The sequence below is a fragment of the Aneurinibacillus migulanus genome (genome assembly GCF_001274715.1).
GTDB lineage: Bacteria > Bacillota > Bacilli > Aneurinibacillales > Aneurinibacillaceae > Aneurinibacillus > Aneurinibacillus migulanus.
In genome coordinates, this window is sequence record NZ_LGUG01000013.1 from 1 (window position 1) to 220 (window position 220).

Genomic DNA, 220 nt, shown 5'->3' on the forward strand with positions numbered 1-220 from the left:
ATAACGGGCCTCTCACCCGAGAGGAAGTTCTGCTACAAGCGCTCACGTCCTGTGAGCAACGCAGAACCTAGCGCATCCTGCGCGTCGGAGTCCCGTCGGCTCCGCCACTTATTTGCTTGTTTTATATATATGTTAGTTTGGCTCGGTAGCTCAGTCGGTAGAGCAGAGGACTGAAAATCCTCGTGTCGGCGGTTCGATTCCGTCCCGAGCCACCATTTAT

General features: G+C 54.1%; 1 tRNA gene. It reads left to right on the top strand.

The window, feature by feature from the left end:
* Positions 1–139 precede the first annotated feature (139 nt).
* A tRNA-Phe gene (locus AF333_RS29155) sits at positions 140–215 on the top strand.
* Positions 216–220 lie beyond the last annotated feature (5 nt).